18 protein-coding genes are annotated in these 17,742 nt (G+C 37.2%); 13 read left to right on the forward strand and 5 right to left on the reverse strand.

The window, feature by feature from the left end; translation table 11 throughout:
* Positions 1 to 52 precede the first annotated feature (52 nt).
* The 10 genes from ACMGDK_RS03300 to ACMGDK_RS03345 all read left to right on the forward strand — a co-directional run bounded on the left by ACMGDK_RS03300 (position 53) and on the right by ACMGDK_RS03345 (position 10,274).
* Positions 53 to 256, forward strand: coding sequence for a helix-turn-helix domain-containing protein (locus ACMGDK_RS03300; protein WP_436806615.1), 204 nt, complete (start codon positions 53 to 55; stop codon positions 254 to 256).
* 60 nt (positions 257 to 316) lie between these two features.
* Positions 317 to 727, forward strand: a complete 411-nt coding sequence (locus ACMGDK_RS03305) for a DUF6157 family protein (RefSeq protein ID WP_436806616.1) — start codon at positions 317 to 319, stop codon at positions 725 to 727.
* A gap of 95 nt (positions 728 to 822) precedes the next feature.
* Positions 823 to 1,215 carry an acyl-CoA thioesterase gene (locus ACMGDK_RS03310; protein ID WP_034727696.1) on the forward strand — a complete coding sequence of 131 codons (393 nt, stop codon included), beginning with the start codon at positions 823 to 825 and terminating at the stop codon, positions 1,213 to 1,215.
* Positions 1,212 to 1,772 carry a helix-turn-helix domain-containing protein gene (locus ACMGDK_RS03315; RefSeq protein ID WP_436806617.1) on the forward strand — a complete coding sequence of 187 codons (561 nt, stop codon included), beginning with the start codon at positions 1,212 to 1,214 and terminating at the stop codon, positions 1,770 to 1,772. Before ACMGDK_RS03310 ends, ACMGDK_RS03315 begins: the two co-directional genes overlap by 4 nt.
* A gap of 213 nt (positions 1,773 to 1,985) precedes the next feature.
* Positions 1,986 to 4,853, forward strand: a complete 2,868-nt coding sequence (locus ACMGDK_RS03320) for a heavy metal translocating P-type ATPase (protein ID WP_436806618.1) — start codon at positions 1,986 to 1,988, stop codon at positions 4,851 to 4,853.
* 5 nt (positions 4,854 to 4,858) lie between these two features.
* Positions 4,859 to 5,587: a DUF72 domain-containing protein gene (locus ACMGDK_RS03325; protein ID WP_436806619.1), complete on the forward strand. Its 729-nt coding sequence runs from the start codon at positions 4,859 to 4,861 to the stop codon at positions 5,585 to 5,587.
* Positions 5,588 to 5,932: 345 nt separating this feature from the next.
* Positions 5,933 to 6,799, forward strand: a complete 867-nt coding sequence (locus ACMGDK_RS03330) for a polysaccharide deacetylase family protein (protein ID WP_436806620.1) — start codon at positions 5,933 to 5,935, stop codon at positions 6,797 to 6,799.
* 107 nt (positions 6,800 to 6,906) lie between these two features.
* Positions 6,907 to 7,566 carry a YggS family pyridoxal phosphate-dependent enzyme gene (locus tag ACMGDK_RS03335; protein WP_436806621.1) on the forward strand — a complete coding sequence of 220 codons (660 nt, stop codon included), beginning with the start codon at positions 6,907 to 6,909 and terminating at the stop codon, positions 7,564 to 7,566.
* 56 nt (positions 7,567 to 7,622) lie between these two features.
* Entirely contained in the window at positions 7,623 to 8,807 is a 1,185-nt protein-coding gene (locus ACMGDK_RS03340; protein ID WP_436806622.1) for a sigma-54-dependent transcriptional regulator, read from the forward strand.
* 105 nt (positions 8,808 to 8,912) lie between these two features.
* Positions 8,913 to 10,274 carry an MATE family efflux transporter gene (locus ACMGDK_RS03345; protein WP_436806623.1) on the forward strand — a complete coding sequence of 454 codons (1,362 nt, stop codon included), beginning with the start codon at positions 8,913 to 8,915 and terminating at the stop codon, positions 10,272 to 10,274.
* Positions 10,275 to 10,625: 351 nt separating this feature from the next.
* Here the strand turns inward: ACMGDK_RS03345 and ACMGDK_RS03350 are convergent, their stop codons facing one another.
* Both ACMGDK_RS03350 and ACMGDK_RS03355 read right to left on the reverse strand, forming a co-directional pair.
* The gene (locus ACMGDK_RS03350) at positions 10,626 to 11,129 is read right to left on the reverse strand and encodes a GNAT family N-acetyltransferase (protein WP_436806624.1); all 504 of its coding nucleotides are present in this window, start codon (positions 11,127 to 11,129) and stop codon (positions 10,626 to 10,628) included.
* A gap of 230 nt (positions 11,130 to 11,359) precedes the next feature.
* On the reverse strand, positions 11,360 to 11,926 hold the full coding sequence (locus tag ACMGDK_RS03355) for a Crp/Fnr family transcriptional regulator (protein WP_436806625.1): 567 nt from the start codon (positions 11,924 to 11,926) through the stop codon (positions 11,360 to 11,362).
* A gap of 77 nt (positions 11,927 to 12,003) precedes the next feature.
* Between ACMGDK_RS03355 and ACMGDK_RS03360 the strand changes: the two genes are divergently transcribed.
* Complete coding sequence (locus ACMGDK_RS03360; protein WP_436806626.1) at positions 12,004 to 12,693, forward strand: HAD family hydrolase; 690 nt, start codon at positions 12,004 to 12,006, stop codon at positions 12,691 to 12,693.
* Positions 12,694 to 12,738: 45 nt separating this feature from the next.
* Here ACMGDK_RS03360 and ACMGDK_RS03365 read toward each other — a convergent pair whose 3' ends face one another.
* Entirely contained in the window at positions 12,739 to 15,141 is a 2,403-nt protein-coding gene (locus ACMGDK_RS03365) for an alpha/beta hydrolase family protein (RefSeq protein WP_436806627.1), read from the reverse strand.
* 127 nt (positions 15,142 to 15,268) lie between these two features.
* On the opposite strand from ACMGDK_RS03365, the gene ACMGDK_RS03370 reads away from it, so the two are divergent.
* Positions 15,269 to 15,430 carry a bacteriocin-like protein gene (locus ACMGDK_RS03370; RefSeq protein WP_436806628.1) on the forward strand — a complete coding sequence of 54 codons (162 nt, stop codon included), beginning with the start codon at positions 15,269 to 15,271 and terminating at the stop codon, positions 15,428 to 15,430.
* Between the two features lie 54 nt (positions 15,431 to 15,484).
* Here ACMGDK_RS03370 and ACMGDK_RS03375 read toward each other — a convergent pair whose 3' ends face one another.
* On the reverse strand, positions 15,485 to 15,913 hold the full coding sequence (locus tag ACMGDK_RS03375; protein WP_436806629.1) for a DoxX family protein: 429 nt from the start codon (positions 15,911 to 15,913) through the stop codon (positions 15,485 to 15,487).
* 66 nt (positions 15,914 to 15,979) lie between these two features.
* A complete protein-coding gene (gene era / locus ACMGDK_RS03380; protein ID WP_223559662.1) occupies positions 15,980 to 16,855 on the reverse strand; it encodes a GTPase Era in 876 nt (291 codons plus the stop codon).
* A gap of 302 nt (positions 16,856 to 17,157) precedes the next feature.
* Between era and ACMGDK_RS03385 the strand changes: the two genes are divergently transcribed.
* Positions 17,158 to 17,721, forward strand: a complete 564-nt coding sequence (locus ACMGDK_RS03385) for a Crp/Fnr family transcriptional regulator (RefSeq protein ID WP_436806630.1) — start codon at positions 17,158 to 17,160, stop codon at positions 17,719 to 17,721.
* The last annotated feature ends 21 nt before the right edge of the window (positions 17,722 to 17,742 follow it).

Genomic DNA, 17,742 nt, shown 5'->3' on the forward strand with positions numbered 1-17,742 from the left:
AACTGTTAAATATAATGCCTGTTACCATATTTTTAAAGATAAATACAGCCCTATGCCTATTATAATAAACCTTGATGTGATGATGGCTAAGAGGAAAATGTCATTGAACGAGCTTTCAGAAAAAATAAATCTGAGCTTATCCAATCTATCCAATTTAAAAACCGGAAAAGCCAAAGCGATCCGTTTCAGTACGCTTGATGCCATATGCAAAGTGCTGGACTGCCAGCCCGGTGATATTTTAGAATTCAGGGAGTAATACCGAATTTAAAATCTTAAGTATTCCATATTAATGCTCAACCTTATTGACAACATCTCTATGAAACATACGACAAATTATACCAATACCTTTATTGAAATTGCCGATGACTGCCCAGTTTCCAAGGCTGAGACACCGCCTGAAAAGAAAATAAAGTCATTGGCAGAGCTTCAGTATGAGCAAATCATAAAACATCCTTACCGCTATATTTCTGATGATATTATATTTGAATGTTATGCTCTGAAAAATGATATTCCGGAAAGCGAAAAACAACAGGCAAGGATACAATTTTTTTCCAAAGGACAGCCCTGTCTCAGGTGCTCCCCGCTGTCCAAACGCTATGGATTCGGAACCCATCACAACGTAAAAGGAAAAGTAGCAATCTTTCCCGTTGAGAGTAAAGAATACCAAAAATTTTTAAGCGATAATACGGTGAAAAAAGTAAAAGCAATGCGTTCCAAGAAAATATGATTGAGAAAATGAATCATTTCCTTCAGATCAGTAAATGCTGTTTCTTTGATAAACCCGTTTTTTAACACTAAATTTGTGAAGTAAATTATCAAAACATGAACTATCATACCAGAAAATGGGTAAAGCCCGAAGACCTGAATCCCAATCATTCTCTTTTCGGAGGAAGACTTTTGCAATGGATTGATGAAGAAGCGGCGCTTTACGCAATTATTCAGTTGGAAAATACAAAAGTGGTTACAAAATTTATTTCAGAGATTAATTTTGTAAGCTCTGCAAAACAGGGAGATATTATAGAAATCGGGATTGAAGCTACACACTTCGGATCTTCATCCGTTACCCTAAAATGTGATGTAAGGAACAAAATGACCCATCAGACCATTATTACCGTAGACAAAATCGTAATGGTGAACCTGGATAGTGAAGGAAACCCGGCTCCACACGGAAAAACCCAGATCGAGTTTGTAAAAGACAGACTAAGCAAACCATGAAAATTTTCATTAAAAATATGGTGTGCAACCGCTGCATTTCTGCAGTAGAAAAAATATTCAATGAGGCTGGTATAGCGGTAAACTCTATTACGTTAGGAGAAATCGAAACCGACACCGATGTTTCAGCAGAAAAAATGCTGGTTATAGAAAAAAGTCTTCGGGATACAGGCTTTGAAAGAATCAAGGATTCTGCGCATCAGCTTGTCGACAAGATCAAAAATATCATCATCATGAAGATCAGTGAACTGGATATTGATGAAAATTTTCTTCTTTCTGAATTTTTAAGCTCAAAAATCCCAAAAGATTACAGCTCACTTTCTAAGACCTTTTCTCAGAACGAAAATATTACGCTTGAACAGTTCTTTATCCTTCACAAAATTGAAAAAGTAAAAGAGCTGCTTCTTTATAATGAATTCACCCTCACAGAAATTGCCGGAAAGCTTGGCTACAAAAGTGTTCAGCATCTTTCTACCCAGTTCAGGAACATCACCGGTTTTACACCCACAGAATTCAAAAAACTGAAGGATCATCAAAGGAAAACTCTGGACAGCTTCTGACTTGGAGAGTCGGAGGGTTTTAGAGTTTGGACGTGTTTTAAATCGTACTGTCTACTACTACAATATAATTATTATTCTTAAGCTCTCATACCCTTCCACTCTCCCACATTCCTACACCCAACCTGCACGGGCAAAATTCTATAACTATTATCCTTAAATTTATAACAGCCTTACCAATTCATTTTGGAAATTTGTATTATAAATTCAAGGATCATGAACAGACAATATAATATACTCGGGATGACGTGCTCCGGCTGTCAGAAAAAAATTTCTGAAAAGCTCAACTCTGTTGAAGGAGTTACCGCCGACGTAAATCTGGAGAATAATACGGCAACCATTACTTCTGATAAGGAAATTGAACTGTCAGTTTTAAATAACGCCTTAGAAGAAATAGGAAAATACAGGCTGGAAGACCCGAATAAGCCTGAAAGAACTTTTATAAAGCCTCAGGACAGGGTTTCTCCTTCTTCAGTATATTACTGCCCGATGGAATGCGAGGGTGACAAAGTGTATTTCAAACAGGGGGAAAGATGTGCGGTCTGTAATATGTATTTGGTTCCCATCGAGGAAAAACATGCTAAAGATCCCAATCATAAGCCCACCTATTCTTCTTCAAATCTGCCTGAAAACTTCAAAGAAAGTATTGGAAAACACTATTGTCCTATGTTCTGCGAAGGGGATAAAGTATATGAGGAAAAAGGCGACTGCCCCGTTTGCCATATGCATCTGGAAGAAATCACAGAAGATCTTGCGAAAAACGCAGCCTCCCAAATTCCCCAACATACTTCCCACCATCACCATCACGATCACAGCCATCATCACGAAGCTCCGAAAGTGACAGATGATATGGCAGGGAAATATTACTGCCCTATGTATTGTGAAGGCGACAAAACCTATGATTCCAATGTGGGATGTCCTGTCTGCGGAATGGACCTTGTAAAATATCCGGAAAAGAAAACCGCAAAATATACCTGTCCTATGCACCCTGAGGTCATCCGTGACGAACCGGGAGACTGCCCGATATGCGGAATGGATCTGGTAAGAATGCCAGACAGCGGAGAAGACGAAGAGGATGAAACCTACAATATTTTAAAAAAGAAATTCTTTATTTCTCTCGGCTTTACCGTTCCGGTTTTCATTCTTTCAATGGGAGGAATGTTCATCAATTTTCCCTTTTCCCATACAATACAGGGATTTATAGAACTTGCTCTAACGCTTCCCGTGATGTTTTATTCCGGATGGTTCCTGTTGAAAAGAGGCTGGGTTTCTTTCAAGACTTGGAATTTAAATATGTTCAGCCTGATAGCTTTAGGTGTTGCTGCAGCATTCATATTCAGTATTGCGGCATTGGTTTTTCCTGATATTATTCCTCATGAAATCAGAGGTCATAATCATGAAATCCCGCTGTATTTTGAGGCTGTCTGTGTGATCCTGACATTAGTGATTTTAGGCCAGCTGATGGAAGCTGCTGCTCATAAAAAAACAGGAAATGCCATCAAGGAACTCATGAATCTTTCTCCGGATGAGGCGAATCTCATTGTAAATGGAGAAGAAAAAAGAGTACTCCTTTCTCAGGTGAAAATCGGAGATCTGCTGAAAGTAAAACCGGGTGAAAAAGTTCCTGTTGACGGAAAGATCACTGAAGGAACTTCTTTGGTAGATGAAAGTATGATCACCGGAGAACCCGTACCCGTAGAGAAAAGTATTGACGACAGGGTTTCTTCAGGAACCATCAACGGTAATAAAGTATTCATCATGAAAGCTGAAAAAGTAGGTGACGAAACCCTTCTTTCGCAAATCATTAAAATGGTGAATGAAGCCAGTCGAAGCAGAGCCCCTATACAGAAACTGACCGATAAGGTTTCCAAAGTTTTCGTTCCTGTTGTGATTCTGATTGCTGTTCTTACTTTTGTTTTATGGCAGTTTTTCGGACCGGAAGGGAAAAGAAGTTTATTTGCTTTTGTGAATGCGGTTGCAGTTCTCATTGTTGCCTGTCCGTGTGCCCTTGGTCTGGCAACTCCGATGTCTTTAATGGTTGGAATCGGGAAAGGAGCTAAAAGCGGTATTCTGATTAAAAATGCAGAAGCACTGGAACAGATGCACAAGGTCAACGTTCTGATCACAGACAAAACAGGTACTTTAACAGAAGGAAAACCATCTGTAGAACATATTGAAACTTCAGGAAACGGAGACAAAAACGAGATACTGAAACTTGCTTTTTCTCTTAACCAAAACTCAGAACATCCATTATCCAATGCAGTGATCAAAAGAGCCAAAGAAGAAAATTTAACGGCTGAAAAGGTAGATCAATTTGAAAACATCTCAGGAAAAGGAGTTCAGGGAACTATCAATGGAAAGCTGGTTTATTTAGGAAATGAAAGCCTTCTTACTTCCAGCCACCTGTCTATTCCTCAGGAATTAAAGCAAAAAGCTATTGAAGTACAGTCAAAGGCTCACACGATCTCTTATATTGCTCAGGATAAAAATGTGTTAGGATTCATCAGTTTTACGGATAAAATTAAAGAGACCTCCAAAAAAGCTGTTCAACGCCTGATGAATGAAGGAATTGATGTCATCATGATGACAGGAGACAACGAACACACCGCCAAAGCAGTTGCTGATGAATTAGGAATCATGCATTATAAAGCAGGCTGTCTTCCGGAAGATAAGCTGAATGAGGTAAAAAAACTTCAGCAGCAAGGTAAGATCGTAGCGATGACCGGTGATGGGATCAATGACTCCCCTGCTCTTGCACAATCTAATGTAGGAATTGCAATGGGAACCGGAACCGATGTTGCCATGGAAAGTGCAGAGATCACCCTATTGAAAGGTGATATTTTAGGAGTAGCGAAAGCCAAACTGCTAAGTGAAAAGCTCCTTAAAAACATCAAAGAAAATCTGTTTTTTGCATTCATCTATAATGTACTGGGTATTCCGGTAGCGGCAGGATTATTGTATCCTTTCTTTGGAATACTGTTGTCACCCATGATTGCAGCAGCAGCAATGAGCGTCAGTTCGCTCTCTGTTATTCTTAACTCACTGCGGCTGAACTCTGTAGATATGGATGCAGATATAAAATAGAAAACATGAAAAAAGGAAGTCTTTACATTGGATGTTCGGGATTTTACAATAACGACTGGAAAGGATCGTTATACCCTGAAAATGCTCAAAGTAAAGACTTTCTTACATTATATTCCGGGGTTTTCAATACCGTGGAGATCAATTCCACTTTTTACAGAAAACCAACTGCTAAAACACTTTTAAAATGGCATGATGAAACACCCGATGATTTTAAGTTTTTCATCAAAATTCCTAAAGCCATTTCTCATGAAAAACGCCTGAAAGAGGCTAAAGCAGATATTTCAGAATTCTGTACCCATATTCAAACCCATTTGAAAGAAAAGCTTTCCGGATTTCTGTACCAGTTTCCTCCTTCGTTTAAAAAATCGCAGGAAAATATTGATTTAATCCTGGCCAGTCTTGATTTTAGCTATGTAAATGTTATAGAATTCCGTCATGAATCCTGGTGGACCGATGAAATTTTCACAGTGCTAAAAGAAAATAACATCATTTTTTCAGGAGTAAGCTTTCCCGGTAACCTTCCGGAAGATGTGATCATTAACCATCCTGAAATTTTCTATTACAGACTCCACGGAAAACCGGTTCTTTATAAATCTGAGTACAGCTCAGAGTTTATTGATGTTCTTGCGGAAAAAATTAAACAATCAGAGCGGAAAGCATTTATATTTTTCAATAATACCTGGGGAACTGCTGCGATTACAAATGCGCTGTATCTTAAGGGAATTTTAAAATAAGTTTTTTTACTCCCCGTCATACTATTAACTCTCTTGCTTATTCTGGCATATAGAAAATAAATTCAGTACTTTTTATTATTCAATTAAGATAATTCTCCAGAATAGGAAAAATATTTTAAACTCAACAGAAATAGAAAAAGATAATTGTTTTTATAATTAAAAATGTTAAAATTAAAGAAAAAGGAAAAGATAATGCAAAACCTTTTAATTCATTAAGAATCATGTTTAAAATAAGATATTAAAATAAAATTAAAAAGCAGTATTTTACCCCATACTGGCATATAATTTGTTAACATTTTAGACATAATTTAACATTTTTTAACGATTTAAATCTCCAATATCTTTATGAGAAAAAATTTTGGGGGAAAGTCAAAAAATATGACTTTTCTCGGGATGACTGCATTGATGAGTGCGGCCTCAATTATATTCAACGGCTGTAATGGCAAAACTGATGTGAAAGAGTTTGAAAAAACAGTTTCACTGGAACATCCCACCGTGGAAACGGTCCCAAAAATAGATGATGAGAATATAGAATCCGATAAAAGAATCATTTACCTTACTTTTGACGATGGTCCCAACCAGGGAACGGAAAACCTTCTTAAAATTTTAAACAAAAGGAATGTATGTGCTACTGCTTTTCTGGTGGGAAAACATGCTTATGGAAGCAAAAGGCAGAAAGATGATATGGAACTTTTAAAAAGTAACCCTCTGATTGAGCTGGCCAATCACAGCTTTAGCCACGCCCATAATAAATACACCGATTTTTATAAGAATCCTGAGGCTGTAGTCCATGATTTTGATATTGCTAAAGACAGCCTTAAGCTTTACGATAAGATAGCAAGAACTCCGGGAAGAAATATCTGGAGGCTGAATAATATTAATGTTACCGACATTAAAAGCTCCACCGATGCCGCAAATGGCCTTAAAAAAGCAGGCTATAAAGTAATCGGCTGGGATCTTGAATGGAGACCTTCTCAAAAAATGACCTTAAAAGGAAGCCATGAAGCCATGATTAAAAAGGTGGACAGCATCTTCCGTAATGACCTTGAAAAAACATCAAGACACCTGGTTTTTCTTACGCATGACCAATATCTCAGAGATGCCGATTCTATCAATGAACTGGATCTCTTTATTGAAAAGCTTCAGAAAAGCAACAAGTTTGTATTCAGAAAGATTTCTCAGTATCCGAAGATCAATGATATTCTCAATTGATGTAACAGTGTATCAGTTAAAACAATGTAACAATTGAACTTGCAGTCAAAACAACAATTTTACAGATTCATTAGTTTTTTGCTTTTAAAATTCAGAAATTTGCATTTATGGATATTAAAGAAAATTATAACGCAATAAAAAACCAACTTCCTTCGGAGGTTCAATTGGTAGCTGTTTCCAAAACACATCCTGCTCAGGCTGTTCAGGAGGTTTATGATCTGGGACAAAAAGTCTTCGGTGAGAATAAGGTTCAGGAACTTATGGAGAAATATCCTCTTCTTCCAAAAGATATCCAATGGCACCTGATCGGGCATCTGCAGACAAATAAAGTAAAATATATTGCTCCTTTTATTGATACCATCCAAAGTGTGGATTCTGAAAAAATTCTTACTGAAATCAGTAAAGAAGCTGTAAAGAATAACAGAACCATTAAAGTCTTACTTCAGGTAAAAATTGCAGCGGAAGAAACTAAATTCGGGCTTGATATTTCTGAAGCAAAAGCATTATTTCAGCAGTATATCGACGGAAGATTTTCCAATGTTGACATTACAGGTTTAATGGGAATGGCAACTTTTACGGATGATAAAGAGCAGGTAAAAAGAGAGTTTTTAATTTTAAAAAGTCTTTTTGATGAATTAAATCAATTAAAAACACTTGAAACTTTATCGATGGGAATGAGTGATGATTTCCCGGCTGCCATTGAATGTGGTGCCAATTCCGTGAGGGTTGGATCCGCTATTTTCGGCAGAAGAGATTACTCAAAATAGTATATTTAGGTATAGTTTTTGCTAATAATTGAATCAAAAAATCTAAATTTGCAACTATGCAAAAAATCCTTATTGTAGAAGACGAAAAAGCAATCTCGGGAGTATTACACAGTATTCTTTCTGATGAACTTACCGATTACGAATTTGTTATCGCTGAAGATGGCCTTGAAGGCTACAAACAGATAGAAAAAGAAGATTTCGCATTGGTGATCTCTGATATCAAGATGCCTAAACTTTCAGGAACAGAACTTTTAAAACAAAGTTTGATCTTAAAGCCCGAAAGCACATTTATCATGATCTCTGGTCACGCGGACATTGATTCTGCTGTTTCTTGTCTGAAGGAGGGTGCATATGACTTTATTTCCAAGCCGATAGATATCAACAGGCTGATTACAAGTGTAAAAAATGCTTTAGCAAAAGAAAGTCTTAAAAAGGAAAATAAAAATCTTCAAACTGAAAATAAGACCTTAAAGAAAAAGGTTAACAAAAAATACCAGATGATCGGTGATTCTCCTGCTTTGAAAAAGATCCAGGATATGATCGAAAAGGTAGCTGCTTCTGATGCCCGTGTTTTGATAACAGGACCTAACGGAGCTGGAAAAGAATTGGTAGCACACGCTATCCACAACCAAAGTGAACGTGCAAGAGGCCCAATGATCGAAGTAAACTGTGCTGCGATCCCTTCTGAGCTTATTGAATCTGAACTTTTCGGACACGTAAAAGGTTCTTTTACCGGTGCTATTAAAGACAAACAGGGAAAATTTGAGCAGGCGAACGGAGGAACTATCTTTTTGGATGAGATTGGCGATATGAGCCTTATTGCCCAGGCTAAGGTTTTGAGAGCATTGCAGGAAAGCAAAGTTTCTCCTGTAGGAAGCGATAAGGAAATAAAAGTTGATGTAAGGGTAATTGCAGCAACGAATAAGAATATGCAGAAGGAAATTGAGGAAGGAAAATTCAGGGAAGACCTTTACCACAGGCTTTCTGTAATTGAAATCTATGTTCCGCCGTTGGATGACAGAAAAGAGGATATCAAATTATTGGTAGATCATTTTTCCGGATTAATTGCCGATGAGCATGGTACTGCCGTGAAAAAGTTTGATGATAAGGCGATTGATGCGCTTAAAGTTCTTTCATGGACAGGAAATATCAGAGAACTGAGAAATGTAGTGGAAAGATTAATTATTCTTGGCGGAAACACTGTTTCTGAGGAGGATGTTGCAAGTTTTGTAAGGAAATAATTTAATTAAACATTAAATATATGATAACAATTTGCAGTAGCCTTACTGCAAATTTTTTTTTGCTCTATTTTTAAATATTAAACTATATATGAATCATAAAATACTATGAACTTTTTAAACAAAAACTATACGAAAGAATGCCTTACCCTGGCTCTTCCTGTCATGCTTACGCAGGTTGGGCAGGTCTCGGTGAATCTGTTCGACAACATTATTGTCGGAAAACTTTTAGGAGCGGATGCGCTGGCTTCCGTTTCATTGGGAAATGCTGTATTTTTCTCGGTGTTCGTACTGGCATTGGGATTTTCATTTGCCATACCGCCTCTGGTTTCTGAAGCACATTCCAAACAGGACCACGGAACTATTAATTCTGTATTCAGCCACGGATTTGTGATCAATATGTCTGTGGGGATTATTTTAATGGCAATTTTGCTTTTAGGAATGCCGTTACTCTATCATTCCGGGCAGCCGGACAAGATCATTCCGAATACGGTAGATTTCCTGGGCATTATGGCGATCAGCATGATCCCGTTCATGGCTTTTCAGACGCTTCGTGAAGTTTCTGAGGGTCTTTCTTATACCATCGGTGTTACAAAAGCAACGATTATTGCAAACATCATCAATATTGCCCTGAACTACGTTTTCATTAAAGGACTTTGGATCTTTCCTGAAATGGGTGTAAAAGGATCAGCATTAGCAACACTGATCTCCAGAATATTCATGGTGGTATTTCTTTATTTCGTTTTGGTTAAAGAGAAAAAAACAAGAAGATATATTAAAGATTTTTCTTTAAAAATTCAGGTTTTCTCCAGAGATATGTTTGATAGAATGGTGAAACTGGGACTGCCTACCGCTTTACAGATGTTCTTTGAAGTTACGGCTTTTGCAGGTGCCGCATTTATCTGCGGGCTTATTTCAGCTCACGATATTGCCTCTCACCAGATTGCTTTAAGTATGGCTTCATTTACCTTCAACCTGTGTGTAGGATTCAGTGTAGCTTCAACGGTTATGATCGGAAGAAAGCTTGGTGAGCAGAATTTTGTTGAATTAAGAAAAGTAGGAATCAACAACCTGAAAATCGCTTTTATTTTCATGTGCATCTGCGGACTGGTTTTTATTCTGGGAAGAAATATATTACCGACTTTCTTTACTAAAAAAGAGGAAATTGAAGTGATTACCCTTGCCTCGAAATTAATGATCATTGCTGCTTTATTCCAGCTTTCGGACGGAATCCAGGTAACGGCTTTAGGAATGCTCAGAGGACTTCAGGATGTAAAGATCCCATCGATCTATACTTTTATCGCTTATTGGGTGATTACCATTCCTTTAGGATACTTCTTATGTGTCACTTTAAAAATGGGTGCTTTCGGAATGTGGATCGCTTTAGGACTGGGACTTACGGTTTCTGCAGTTTTCCTGGTGAAGCGGTTTTTAAATATGTCTGCAAAGAGAATTAAGCAGAATTCTTAATTTGTATAAGGATTAAAAAACGTAATGATAAACAAAGCTTTATAAAGCATCGATTAATTTTTTAAGATAAACAATGCCGTTTCACTTATTTAAGCAATACAAAGGGAAGTATTGTATTACTTTACAGAATGATATGCCTTTGTTTTCCTTATTATGCATGCATGCTAGAAAATCTACTTTGTCTGACTTTGCAATAAAATAAAATCATTTTCAGGCAATTAGTAAGTGAAATCTGATAAAAAGGTTGCGCGAAGTCTTCGACTTCGCGCAACCTTTTTTATGCATTCATTCTTATAACAGTAAAAATTAGGTATGAAAGTATTATTCCTTTTCGTACTGCAACCTCCAGACTTACCCTACTCTTTTTCCTAAAATTGTCAGACTTCTTTCTATTCCATCCAAAATGGCTACGTTAGGAAACATTCCCCAGTCTTCAAACCCGAAATTTCTAAAGAGTTTCAAACTGGCTTCATTATGTGAGAAGATAAATCCGAGCAATGTTTTTATTCCCAGGCCCGGAGCATTGGTAATACAGTATTCCATCACTTTTTTTCCATACCCTTTTCCCCTACACGATTCATCAAGGTAAATACTCATTTCAACCGTTCCATTATAGGCAGGCCTTCCGTAAAATGAAGAAAAACTTACCCATCCTACCGTTTCATAATCATTATTTTCAATGATCCAAAGTGGTCTTGTTTCAGGATTATGTTCTTCAAACCATTTTTTCCTGCTTTCTACAGAGACATTTTCTGTATCGGCAGTAACCATTCTTGAAGGAATGGTAGAATTATATATCTCAACTATTTTTTCTAAATCTTTCAGTTCAGCATTTCTGAATTGCAGGTCTTTCATTTTGGTGGATTCCGGTTTTATTTCGTGTAAAAATACGGAGGATAAAGTTTTTATACGTAGAAATTCAATCAATAATTGTATTAATGTGAAGGATTGAAGCTGGAAGTTGCTATCCGGTTTTTAGGTAGCCTTGTCACTATTTTGAACCTTGACAAGGCGTATTTGCCTCTACTAGCTGTCTTTTCTCACTCAATAACGTCCCTTTATCACCTCCATCTTCTTTACCTTGTTTATTTTCCTAAATTCTTCAATGTCCGGTTCAGACTTCTCACCGTAATTCCCAGGTAAGCAGCCATGTCCTCTTTTGAAATATCAATTTCTTCCTGTTTCTGCAGTTCAAGAAGCTGGGACAAAGTATGTTCAGCCGCATACAACTGCTGATAAGAAGCTCTTTTGGATGTATTGACAATGCGTTCGGCAAATACGTCCAGCAGCAGATTATTCAATGAGAGGTCAGTTTTAATCAAAGTTCTGAAATACGGTATAGCTACAGCATACACAGTGACGTCAGTGATTGCTTCAATACTGCAGAGGCAGGAAATATTTCTGATCAGCTCTATCTCCCCAACGATCTCACCTTTTCCCAGAAATTCAACAATATATTCTTTGTCGTTTTCTTCAACGAAAAAACATTTGGTAATTCCTTCTTTGATCAGCATTACTTTAGAGGGTTCTTCGTTTTGCGTGAATATTATATCACCTTTGGAAAAAGATCTTATCACAATATCTTCTTTGCGATCCTGTTTTTCGTATAGATCTTCCAGATAATTTAAAAATAGCTGATTGGTCCGTAACATATCTTATCCGGGACAAATGTCCTTTTCTGTTTGAATTTTTATATTGAATTTTGTCACGAGAAAAATACAAAAGTAAAATGAATAATCATATAACGACCATCGCTTTTGATGCAGATGATACACTGTGGATCAATGAACCTTATTTCCAGGAAGCAGAAAAAGAATTTTGTGCACTTCTCGAAGATTATCTGCCCCAGCATTCTGTTTCTCAGGAATTATTCAAGATTGAAATGAAGAATCTTCATCTCTACGGTTATGGTGTAAAAGGTTTTATGCTCTGTATGATAGAAACCGTTATCAGAATTTCAGAAGGTACAGCATCCATGCAGTTGATCAACAGAACTATTGAGATTGGTCAGGAACTTCTGCAGAAACCAATAGAATTGTTAGATGGAGTTACAGAAACACTAGATGCCTTAAAAGGGAAATACAGACTGGTTGTCGCTACAAAAGGTGATCTCCTGGATCAGGAACGAAAGCTTAAAAATTCAGGGCTGCAGGAATACTTCCATCATATAGAAATTATGAGTGATAAGAAGGTAAGTGATTATCAGAAGCTGCTGAAACACCTGGATTGCAAACCAGAGCAATTTCTAATGCTTGGGAATTCTATAAAATCGGACATTCTTCCAGTAGTGGAGATTGGAGGCTTTGCGGCGCACATTCCTTATCATGTGACCTGGACTCATGAGCAGCATGAGCATCATCTGGAACATAAAAACTTTATGGAACTGAAGAGTATTGATGAAGTACTGAAGTATTTATAAAGAAAGCCCGTTCATTGTTTAGAACGGGCTTTTTTATTTATTATTCTATTTCTTCAGACACTTCTCAAGGAACTGATCCTGTTCCCATAAAAGGTGTAAGATGTTTTCTTTAGCTACATAACCATGAGATTCTTTCGGAAGCAGGACCATTTTCACCGGAGCTCCCAGGTTTTTAAGAGCCTGGAAATATCTTTCGGTCTGCAGAGTGAAAGTTCCTGGATTGTTATCAGCATCACCATGTACTAAAAGCAGTGGTGTTTTCATTTTGTCGGCATTCATGAATGGTGACATCGTATTATAGATTTCCGGAACATCCCAGTAATTCCTCTGCTCACTCTGGAATCCAAATGGAGTCAGCGTTCTGTTATAAGCCCCGCTTCTTGCAATACCGCATGCAAAAAGCTTAGAATGCGTCAAAAGATTGGCCGTCATAAAAGCACCGTAAGAATGTCCTCCTACAGCCACTTTCTTTTTGTCGATGTACCCTAACTGATCAACAGCATTGATCGCAGCTTCTGCATTGGCTACCAGCTGCGGAATGAAGGTATCATTAGGTTCTGTTTTTCCTTCTCCGATGATCGGGAAAGCAGCATCATCCAGTACGGCATAGCCTTTTGTAGTCCAGTACACGAAAGATCCGTAATATGGAAACGTAAAGTCATTAGGATTCTGGGTATTTTGCCCTGCTGTATTCTTATCCTTGTATTCTGTAGGATAAGCCCAGATCAGCAAAGGAAGCTTTTCTTTTTTAGCTTTTCTGTCGTAATTGGCAGGCAGGTAAAGAGTTCCCGTTAAAGCAACACCGTCATTTCTTTTATAGGTAATTACCTCTTTATAAACGTCTTTTATGCTTTCAAAAGGATTCGCAAATTGAGTTACCGGTTCTGCTTTATTGGATTTAATATTCTTTTTGAAATAGTTCGGATACAGGCTTGGAGACTGCTGAGTTGTCAGAATCTCGCCTTTTGAAGGATTCAGGATATCAATGATCTCTTCCTTGCCGTTTTTAACGTTAGACGTATACAGTCTTTTCTTCTTAAGTGACTTTACATCCATTTCGTCGATGAAAGGATGCTGACCGTCTTTGGTAAATCCGTCTCCTATAAGGTAGGTTTTTCCTCCTTTCATATCAATAACATACCTTCCGTACTGATTTTTTGTAGTACTAAAGTTTCCAGGATCACTGTAAACATCCTGGTAATTTCTGTCATCAAAAACTTTCGATTCGCCGTTATTAAGATCCACAAGGAAAGATTTGGTATTTCTTGTATCATACCAGCCTTCAGAGACTATGGCATAGTGATCATTAGTCCAGCTAATGCCTTCATATCTCTGTTTTGTTTTAAAGAATGATTTTGGAGCAGCAGTAAATGGTGCTTCCCATGTAAAAATCTCATCCCTGTATTCCGCGGATTTAGACTGGTCACCTCCATCCAGTGCTTCAGCGAATGTTAAAGTAGCCGGTGCATCACTTCTCCAGCCCATGCTTCTTTTCCCTGTTCTTACAGATGAAAATCCTTTTGGCATTATTTCATTCAGAGGAACATCATTTACCACTTTTACTGCATTTCCTTTCATATCATAAACAGTAGCTGTCTGCGGAAATCTGTTTAAAGGAACGATATATGAGAAAGGTTTTTTGATCACCGTAGCCATCAAATAATTTCCATCCGGAGAAAAGCTTAAACCGGAATACATATCTTGGTTTTTTACTTTTTTAAGGTTTCCGTTCAGGTCTACATTATAAATTTCTGAAGCGGTAAGAACCTCAAAGTTTTTTTCATCCTGAGGATTTTTCAGAAGATCCTGATAGGTTCTGTTTTGCGAAACTTTACCATCAGCCGTAGAAACGATGGGTCCGGTTGGAAGATCTTTGCTGGCATCTATCAGAGCAGGTCTGTTCTGAGGCAGAGTCCTTATCAGAAGCCCTTTTGAATCATTATACCATGTGTAAGGAGTTCCTAGGTTAGCATTCAGGTTGTCACCGGTAATTTTTTTGGCAGAAGCAGTTTCCATATCTACCGTCCAGAGCTCAACTCCCTTATTGGTTGTATTGGTAAATGCAAGTGTTTTTTCATCCGGCGAAAATGAAATATAAGTGATTTTAGCATTAGCAGGCAGGTTTTTTACCTGAATCTCGCCTTTATCATTGATCTTTCTGATCTTCAGATTATCGGAGTACGTAACACTGCTTGAAATATTAGTAACCGGATTGATTCTTAAGCCGGCAAGCTTCATTTCCTGCTGATTAAGGTCTTCCAATGTTTTATAGGTCGGACGGTAAGTGAAAACTACCCAGTCTTTTTTGCTGTTCATCAGAACACTTGGCGGTCTTTCATAATCTGCAAGCTTTAGAATTTCAGCAGATGGTTTTTGATAAGTAATATTCTCCTGTGCATCATAGAAATTGAGAAATGCCAGAAGACAAATGGTCAGTTTTATCTTCATATAAATTCGTTTTCCACGAATGTAGTGATTTTTGCTTATAATTAAAACTGATAATTTTATTCCTCTTAGTCGTGATATAACGAAATAATTATATATTAGTGATATCAAATAATTTAAAATATTTATTATGAAAAATCTAAAAAAATTATCTAAAAGAGATTTAAAAACTATTATTGGAGGAAATTCGCCATCATGTCCTTCCGGATACAAAGCATGTGTAGCAGGTGAAGATGAAAACGGTACAATTATATGGACCTGTGTATGGTCGTCGCTGCCATGTCAGCCATAATAAATAAAAAGAGCATTCAAATTGAATGCTCTTTTATCTTTTATCTGAACCGGGCTACCAATCCGAAGCTCTTTTTCTTTTTTCTATCATATGGTCTACTGATACTTTTCCTGCACCAAAAACCATGAGAAGAAGATAAACAGACAAATAGATCAGGCTCATTTCTTTTTTCTCAAAGGGATCTGCCCCGTGAACTACAAAAGCTGCAATCACCATTGTAAAAATCAGGAATCCTAAGGAAATCCTTGTAAAAAGACCTAGAATAAGAAGTATTGAACAAACAAATTCAGCAATAACCGTAAGAACCAGGGTCACTGTAGGGCCTAATCCTATAAAGTCGAAAAATTCAATTTTGCCGCCCTCAAGCAGCATCTGAAGTTTCGGAAATCCGTGAGAAAGCATGGCAAAACCTACAAATACTCTCACTGCCAATAAAATAATATCTTTAGGTACTGAGCTGGAATTTGAGTTAAAATAGTTCATTTACTAAAAATTTAGATTAAAGTTAATAAAAATCTTTTAATAGAACGGAATCGCGGGCATTTTAGTTTATCTGTACCCGAAATTTTTCAAATCCCTGTCGTTTTTACGCCAGTCCTTTTTTACTTTTACGAAAAGATTCAAATGAATTTTCTTGGAAAAGAATTTTTCCAGATCCAATCTGGCTTCTGTTCCTACTTTTTTAATAGCCTCCCCTTTATGTCCAATGATAATTCCTTTCTGGGTATCTCTTTCCACATAAATAATAGAATCAATGAAAATAATCCCCTCTTTTTCTTTAAACTGTTCGGTCACTACTTCTACAGAATAAGGAATTTCTTTTTCATAGTTTAAAAGGATTTTTTCACGGATCGCCTCGTTTACGAAAAACCTTTCAGGCTTATCGGTATATTGCTCCTTGTCATAATAAGGAGGGTTCTCCGGCAACAGAGATCTTAGTTTCGGCAGAATGATATCTGTATTGAAGGCATTAAGGGCAGAGATAGGAAGGATCTCAGCTTTCGGGATCCTGTTGTGCCATTCTTCTACCAGTTTCTCAAGTCCTTCCTGTGTGGTTTGATCTACTTTATTCAATAAAAGTAGTACCGGAACTGGGATCTTGTTAAGTTTATCAATTAAAAATTCCGAAGGTTCAGCTTTATCTGTAACGTCTACAATGAATAAAAATACGTCGGCATCCTGTAAAGAATCCTTTACAAAATCCATCATTTTTTCCTGAAGACCATATTTTGCGTCTAAAACTCCGGGAGTATCTGAAAATACGATCTGTAAATCCTCTTCATTATAAATTCCAAAAATCCTGTGGCGTGTTGTCTGTGCCTTTTGTGTTACGATAGCCAATTTCTCCCCCATCAATTGGTTTAATAAGGTAGATTTTCCCGCATTGGGCTTTCCGACTATATTTACGAATCCTGCTTTGTGCATATATTATTTTTTAGGCTCAAGATTGAACCGGGCTGCAAAGTTAGTGAAAACAAAATTTAATTGGGTTTTGTTTCTATGAAAAGTATGTACAGCCTTTGAAAAAGTAATATATTTATGGCAAAATTCATCTATGACTGAAGCAGAAAAGCTTTTGCAGAATTAACAGTAGAAGTCCAGAAAGCTCAACAGAGAAAAATGTTTGGTGCTTTTTACCTGAAGCTCCCAATAATAAAGCATATTCTCAATACATTAAATTAGCATTGAATTTTATACCTTAGAACTTATATTTTCAGAATTCATCTATGGATATAGACCAAATCCTCGACCGTATTTATGTTTTACCAGAAGCTTCTAAAAAAGCTTTAAAACACCACATTCAAGAAGTATCACATCCCAAATATTTCTGCCTCATGGAAGCAGATAAAATTATTCCGCATATCTATTTTATCAGGAAAGGTATTGTACGTGCTTATGCTTCTACTGCAGAGAACGATATTACATTCTGGTTCGGAAGTGAAGGCGAAACCATAGTTTCCATGAAAAGTTATGTGGAAGACAGGCCCGGTTATGAAAGTATTGAGCTTCTGGAAGATTGCGATCTGTACGTTCTGAAAACCGAAAGTCTGAAAAAGCTTTTTAATGAAGACATTCACATCGCCAACTGGGGAAGAAAGTTTGCAGAAAAGGAGCTTGTGAAAACGGAAGAACTCATTATTTCAAGACAGTTCAAAACGTCTCTAGAACGTTATAAAGATTTGATGATCAACAAGCCCGATCTTTTAAAAAGAGTTCAATTGGGACATATCGCGTCTTATCTTGGTATTACTCAGGTAAGTCTGAGCAGAATCCGGGCAGAAATAAAATAAGTGCTTTTTAACAAATGTATA

The organism is Chryseobacterium hilariae (assembly GCF_051400735.1).
GTDB lineage: Bacteria > Bacteroidota > Bacteroidia > Flavobacteriales > Weeksellaceae > Chryseobacterium.